Origin of the sequence: Parabacteroides sp. An277, assembly GCF_002159645.1 — a bacterium.
Taxonomy (GTDB): domain Bacteria; phylum Bacteroidota; class Bacteroidia; order Bacteroidales; family Tannerellaceae; genus Parabacteroides.
Genome location: NZ_NFJB01000066.1, coordinates 1 through 6,976, shown reverse-complemented (window position 1 = coordinate 6,976; position 6,976 = coordinate 1). Strand labels below are relative to the sequence as shown.

Here is a 6,976-nt window from a genome sequence, read left to right as displayed (position 1 = left end):
GCTCTTCCGGATTGGAGACAGTCGGGTCTTCTTCCTTTCCGCCCTTCGTGCCCGTCCGCAAATTGTAGGCCTTTTTCGCACTGTCTATTAACAGGTTGGTTTTCTGGATAAAATTATCCAATTCCTCCGACGGCTCGGCCACGCTGAAAGCAAATGCGACGGTCGTAATGTAGTCGTATTGCTCCACCAGCGAGGCGCGAACCTTCTTCGACATCCCCACGTTTTCGGCCTTGCCCTCTTCCCGCTGCGTCAGCAACGCGGCATATTGTTCCACACTTTCCGTCAATGCTTCGACCAAGTCGTCCAGTCCCAGCGTCGCTACATGAGCCGCTGCCTTCTCTTTCGCCAAATCCGTCAACATGCCACGAACAGCTTGTACCTCTTGCCGTTGTGCCAATTGGTAACATCCCGTATAAGGCTTCAACACATTATAAAGTTCTGTTGCGGCCGTTTTCCGTGCGGCTAACGGGGATTTTTTGTTGCTCCGTACCGTATCGAAAATCGCGACAATCAAATCGTCCGTTTGTTTGTCAACATCCGCTATTTTCGCGGTTTCGTCCGAGATGCGGGTCTGCTGCGTGAAGTCCGTAAACAGAGCCGTATCCGCTGCCAATTTATCGACCACGCTGGAAGCGACATGCAGTTTTTCCGCCGTAGTAGCTTTTACTAAGGAAAGAAATTCGGTGATAAAATAGGCATACTCATAGTTGTTCAACCTATCCGAATAAAAATCTTTGATCTTTGTGATTGTTCCCATAATATTAATGCTTTTAATTATACAAAATAGTTATCGGTTTCGAAGATAAGTATTTTCAGCTGAACACCTTCCTTTTGGTTCTATTTTTAGATTTTATTAAAGGATTTGACCTTCAAAAACGTGGGAAATGCCATTGCGTCCGCGCAATGGGCATCCAATCGCGTGGGAAATGGAATTGCGTCCACGCAATGGGCTTCTAATCACGTTGAAAATGGAATTGCGTCCACACAATGGGCTTCCAATCGCGTGGGAAATGGAATTGCGTCCACGCAATGGGCTTCCAATCACGTGGGAAATGGAATTGCGTCCACACAATGGGCTTCCAATCACGTGAGAAGTGTTTTTGCTATACGCAACGGCATTTCCCACGTTTTTCAAGCTGTCATCTCGCTCGGCGAACATACTTTACAGCATGAAAAAGCTCCAATTCCCCCAAAAAATGGGCCTCGAAAGAGGTCCAATCCTCAGGTAGCCGTAGGTCGAAGCCATCGGCGAGGCCTGCGGCGTATCGTGGACATCCATTTCGTGGCGTATAAACTACTGCAGGCCTCGCTCCGCTCCGACCCGCAGCTACAGGAGATTCGACCCCGCTGGGGTCGGGATCGTGGGGACATCGGCTACCGCAGGTAACGCTGGCGCGTCACCCGCGGTTAAGCATGGTTGGACGGTTTCACCGTCTGGTTAATTCTTCAGCTTAAACACTTTGTCGCCTACGCGGACGATGTAGATGCCGCGGTTTACGGCGTAAGATTGCCAACCAACCTGCTCTTCATGCTTGAGGATGGCACCGGATATGCTGATAATCATTACCTCCTCGCGGTTCGGTGTGTAAACATAGATGCTGCCCTCCTTTGCATAGGCTCGGATGCCTTCGAGGTCGTCGATGCCAGTCGGTTCCTCTTCGGGCAACGTCGCGTCGAGGGCGCGGATATAGATGTCCGTATAGATATTCTTAATGATGTACTCGCCCGGCTGGACGCCCTCCAAATCCTTCAAATCCTGCCAATAACCGAACAAGCCACGCTTATACTCGAAACGCATCCCCGTCGTGTCGCACTCGGCCTGAATCGAGAGGTAAGCACTCACCTGATGTCCCTCGGCCACCACATCCTTGCTGGTTTCCACTTCGAGACCGGGACAGATAGTGTCTACATAGATATTATAGTATTTGATGGGGCGCTGCGGATGGTGAATGTCGTCGCCTTCATCCCCTTCGTCTGGGTCGGTGGGTTCTTCTGTTACAATTTCTTTGAAAGTAATGGTCCCATAGACAGCTGAAAACTTTCTCCCAGAAGGAACATTAAAGGTATAGGTATTGCCTTCTCCTGTTACTTTCACAATTTCTTTCCATTCATCAGGAAGATTCCAAATATCTTCGACATCATCGTATTCGTAAAAATAATTATGCAAAGAAATTTCATTTACTTCATATCCCGAGTTTGGATGAATGCGAAGTGTTACAAGTTCTCCTTCTGAACCCCAACCATAGAATGTATTTTTATTACTTTCCACAGAACCTCTTATGCTTACAACCTCTTCTGTTTCATGTGCGGTCTGTGTTACCATTTCCAACCATCCATTTCCATCACTTTCAATTTCGAAGCCAACACATCTATCTCCAAACGCATAAATACTAACATTCTCTGCGGGCATCGTAAACTCATAAGTAAAAACATCTTCATCAATTAAATAATATCCCTTTTCTTCATTTGTGTTTTCAAGGTCTGACGGATTAATACCTTCCATTTCAAAACTTATAATCTTATGAGGTAATTGATCGTGAGGCAATGTTACAGTTAATGCGATTTTATCTCCTGCATTTGCAGTTGTTTGAGACGCTTCAATTTTTGCTCTCTTATCATAATCTCGATATTTTATTCTAAGACTTATCGTATAGGGTCTCAGAGTTGATGTTGCTAATGCCTCTACTGTTACATCACTCGCTGGCATAGGAAAAGTATAAGTATTTTCTTCTCCTTCTACGGGAGTTGTAGTTACTGCTTCACCTGTATTTTTTGTTACTTTCAAATTATCCTTTGCAAGAGCATAATCTTCCGCTATTTCGGTCGTTATTTTAACCGTTTCGTTTTCTTTTGCAAAGTTTGCATCCCGTATAATTGTTACGCCATCCGTTTCTTGCACTTTAATAGCATAATAAGTATCACTCGTTTCTTCAAGTACAAGAACTAAATCCCTATCTAAACTTTCAAGGTTTTGTCCTAAAGACATTGCTTTTCCTTTTTCTGTTTTTCCAACTAAAGATTTTCCTTCTTCTATATTTCCAAATTCAGTATCATCCATCAACTTTATACTTTCTCCGGAATTCGCATAAATGACTTTAGGATCAGAATCGTCTTTGGAATCTTTTAATGTCAGACTATAAACTTTATTTTCTTCAGCATTTGTAAAGAAAGGGAGACTTCCACTATTGTCTAAATTTTGTCCATATCCTCCGTCTCTTAATAAACAAGCAACACACCCATTTGTAAAATCAGATTCTTGCACTTTTATTAATTCAACATTTTCTTCTTCTACACCACTACCAATAGCACTTACCCCCTCTTTTGCTATATAGCAGTTCTTTGTAAATATATCCTCATTATCCGGATTATAAACATTACCAACTAAACTTCCTACTGATACCGTGAGTTCACTAATAGTTCCACCATTTTTTACAGTCGAATTTATATCCCCTTTATTATAACAATATTGGATAGTTGTACTTGACAGTCCACTATTAGTAGCAGTAGCACTTATTCCGCCTACACTAATGATAGCTTCATTTGCATTCTCACTATCACCTCCAGATACAGTTATATCACCGAGATTATAACAAGATACGATTTCTGAAGAAGTTCCTATTCCGCTCACATTTACTCCAAATATTTTTTGTGAAGTCATGTTAGTTACAACTTTATTCACGGTTACATTTATATCTCCCGTATTATAAGAATGTGATATTTCACCAACAACCCCTATTCCATTTATCGAGTAGTTTGATTGCCATGCATTTCCTGCTATAGTATTCAAATTCTTCAAAGAAACCGTTATATCTGCATTATTATGACAAGATATAATTTCACCAGTCAGTCCTATATAGCCACTTCCGCATATGCCGCTAACATAATATTCCATAGGACTAACTTCATTGTCCACTGATGCTTTGATAATGCCATTCATACTGCAGTTAGAGATTGTATAACTATAGTTACTTCCTGCCATATATGCAACTACTCCACCTATATGAGTGTTAGATATTCCACCTTTTAGGTAACTATTTTCTATCTGTATATTTTTTATAGATTTAGGGGAATTGTCTGTTTTGTAGCAATATCCAAACAATCCCAAAGAACTTTTATCTTCTCCATCAATATACATGCCACTGATGGTTTTACCATTGCCATCAAAAGAACCTTTGAAAGAAGCTGATTGATTATTGTTGTAATACCCTATTGGGGTCCATTCATGTGCAGGCGCAGAGTTTTCCCAATCCTCACACTCCCCACTATTCAATACAATATCTTCCGTCAATATATAATAAGCAGAGCTGTACTCAGAATTATTTTCATTTACCAGTTGTGCCAAATAAGCTAACTCCCCTCCATTACTGATTTGATACGGATCTTTTTCCGTACCTGTTCCTCCTGAAAACTGTGTGGCTATACTTCCATCCCAAACACTTTGCCCCCAACCTACGCTCGGCATCATTGCCAGAAACGCAAACAATAAAGTAAAAATACGTGTTCTCATATATCAATAAATTTAGTTGTTAATAAAATAATAATAAAATAATAGTTCAAACTCATACGCATTTACTCACAACTAAACCGTGTCTACATAAAAACACAAAAAAGTACGGGTTCGTTGTCTATTACTGATGACTAAGGCATCGCCAAACGCCTATCCTACCAATAATGAAACAACAGCCCGCACTCTATGCTGTTAGAAATACTTTTCCCTAAAAAAGTGTACAGCTCCGAGTGCAAGCATCCATTGTCTATTATTCCGGTAGGATAAAAAATTTGGCGATTTTTAGTCATCAGAATAATATCGTAAATGCTTTAACTCAGTATGTCAATCCCAAAGATTCCGCCGAATCCTCTGTAGGGATGCCGCAAAGTTAGAAAGGATAATCGGAAAATCCATAAAAAAGTAAAAGATATTTCAAAATAAAAATTTCACCCTTGTATTTAATCCCCCACACAACGATAAACGCGCCCCTTCATAGTTATCATACGCTGGAGTTATAAACCTAAAAAAGCCAGTCGGGAATCGTCTCCCCACTGGCTTTTCCGGCAGATGCCTTATTTCCTTTTGGCATATTTCAACCGCAACGAACCGCGTTTCAGCACCAGGCTGTCCGACGTCACCTTCTCAATCACCAACGTATCCGAAAAGGCGAGGGTCTGGTGATTCCCGATGCTCTTCCCCGTGAGGATAAGATTATCCCCCTCTTGCTTCCATGATTCGTACTGCAACGTCGCCATATGAATAGACGAAGCCTTGCCGTCGGGCTGCAACGAAATCCCCTGCGTCAGGTGCTCCATGCCCGGAACCGGTTCTATCCATTCTCCTTCCACGCTCGCCCCCGACGAGCAAGCCATCAGCCACACGGCCAAGATACCGCCCATTACGGCGCTATACCCATTCTTTTTTGTCTCCATGTCTTTTTGTTTTTAAGTCTTCTATAAAAATGAATCGCAAAAATAATCATAATGCCCCAAAAAGCAAAGGAGCCTCGCCAATATCCCCATATCCCGAAATTTATTTTTACCTTTGCCCTCAAGACAAACTATTTTATTCACACACTAAAAATTTATATCATGACGAAACTCAAATTAATCGCTTTATTCTGCGCATTTTTTGCAATGACGGCCTTCGCGAAGACACGGAAGGCAGTGTTTATCATCATCGACGGCGTCCCGGCCGACATGATTGAGCGTTTGAACACGCCGGCTATCGACGAGATTGCCTCGCGCGGCTCGTTCGAAAGGGCCTATACGGGCGGGGAAGTGGGCGGATATTCGCAAACGCCGACCATCTCGGCCATCGGTTACACCAACCTGCTGACGGCCACTTGGCTGAACAAGCACAACGTGGACGGCAATTCGAACCTGAAACCGAACTACAACTATTGGACCATCTTCCGCATCGCGAAAGAACAGAAGCGGGATTACAAGACGGCCATCTATTCGAGCTGGACAGACAACCGGACCGTCCTGTTGGGCGAAGGGAAACCCGAAACGAACCACCTGAAGATTGATTACGTGTGCGACGGCTACGACCTCGACACCCAGCGTTTCCCCCATAAAGACAAGGAGCTGCACATCTTCGACATCGACGAGCACGTAGCCCGACAAGCCGCGCAAGGCATCAAGCAAAACGCGCCCGATTTAAGCTGGGTCTACCTCTGGTACACCGACGACGCGGGGCATATCGAGGGAAACGGGAAGTTCTTCGACGAATACACGCTGAAGGCCGACCGGCAGATTGCCCAAATATGGGAGGCGGTCAAATACCGCGAGAAAAACTTCGACGAAGAATGGATGGTGGTGGTCACGACCGACCACGGACGCACCGAAAACGGGTACAGCCACGGAGGGCAATCCGAGCGGGAACGGACGACGTGGATCTCGACCAACCAAGCGGTGAACCGCCACTTCCACAACGGGCAACTCTCCATCACCGACATAACCCCGTCGATTTGCCGCTTCATGGGCTTCGAGGTGCCACAAGCAGTCTTGTGGGAACAAGACGGGATGCCGTTCATCGGTCCGGTGGATATAGCTAACATGAAGACCTCCCCCTACGACGACGACATCATCCTCTCGTGGGATTGCCTGAACCCAGACGCCGAAGTGACCATCTACGCAGCAACGGAGAACCGGTATAAGACCGGCGGCAAAGACGAATGGATTAAGTTAGGGACCGTCCCGGCTTCCCACCGAAGCTACCAGGTAAAGAGTGAACAACTGCCCGCCTCCAAGTTCTATAAATTTGTACTCCAGACGCCCAACAACCACCTAAACCGCTGGATAAACAAATAATGGAAACGGTTCCGCACGCCCGGCTGTTACGCGAGAAAGCCGACAGCGCAACACCGGGTACAATGGCTCAGTAGATTTTCAGAGGGGATAAATTTGTTAGCATGAAGAACAAACCTTTATTTTGCAGTATGGAAAACGATTATTTGAACATACTTGCCGGTATTGTACTCCC

General features: G+C 44.4%; 5 protein-coding genes. 2 read left to right on the top strand and 3 right to left on the bottom strand.

Going from position 1 to position 6,976, the window contains the following annotated elements:
* On the bottom strand, positions 1–757 hold a 757-nt coding region (locus B5F77_RS15120; RefSeq protein ID WP_087332271.1), incomplete at its 3' end, for a DUF6261 family protein.
* A gap of 127 nt (positions 758–884) precedes the next feature.
* Between B5F77_RS15120 and B5F77_RS15645 the strand changes: the two genes are divergently transcribed.
* A complete protein-coding gene (locus B5F77_RS15645) occupies positions 885–1,091 on the top strand; it encodes a hypothetical protein (RefSeq protein WP_140392909.1) in 207 nt (68 codons plus the stop codon).
* A gap of 347 nt (positions 1,092–1,438) precedes the next feature.
* On the opposite strand, the gene B5F77_RS15110 is transcribed toward B5F77_RS15645, so the two are convergent.
* Positions 1,439–4,507, bottom strand: coding sequence for a hypothetical protein (locus B5F77_RS15110; protein WP_140392908.1), 3,069 nt, complete (start codon positions 4,505–4,507; stop codon positions 1,439–1,441).
* 554 nt (positions 4,508–5,061) lie between these two features.
* Positions 5,062–5,421, bottom strand: a complete 360-nt coding sequence (locus tag B5F77_RS15105) for a lipocalin family protein (protein WP_087332266.1) — start codon at positions 5,419–5,421, stop codon at positions 5,062–5,064.
* Between the two features lie 159 nt (positions 5,422–5,580).
* On the opposite strand from B5F77_RS15105, the gene B5F77_RS15100 reads away from it, so the two are divergent.
* On the top strand, positions 5,581–6,804 hold the full coding sequence (locus B5F77_RS15100) for an alkaline phosphatase family protein (RefSeq protein WP_087332273.1): 1,224 nt from the start codon (positions 5,581–5,583) through the stop codon (positions 6,802–6,804).
* The last annotated feature ends 172 nt before the right edge of the window (positions 6,805–6,976 follow it).

Excerpts from the sequence above, each read along its gene's own strand:
- B5F77_RS15105 (WP_087332266.1), bottom strand. The coding sequence starts at position 5,421 with ATGGAGACAAAAAAGAATGGGTATAGCGCCGTAATGGGCGGTATCTTG.
- B5F77_RS15110 (WP_140392908.1), bottom strand. The coding sequence starts at position 4,507 with ATGAGAACACGTATTTTTACTTTATTGTTTGCGTTTCTGGCAATGATG.
- B5F77_RS15100 (WP_087332273.1), top strand. The coding sequence starts at position 5,581 with ATGACGAAACTCAAATTAATCGCTTTATTCTGCGCATTTTTTGCAATG.
- B5F77_RS15645 (WP_140392909.1), top strand. The coding sequence starts at position 885 with ATGCCATTGCGTCCGCGCAATGGGCATCCAATCGCGTGGGAAATGGAA.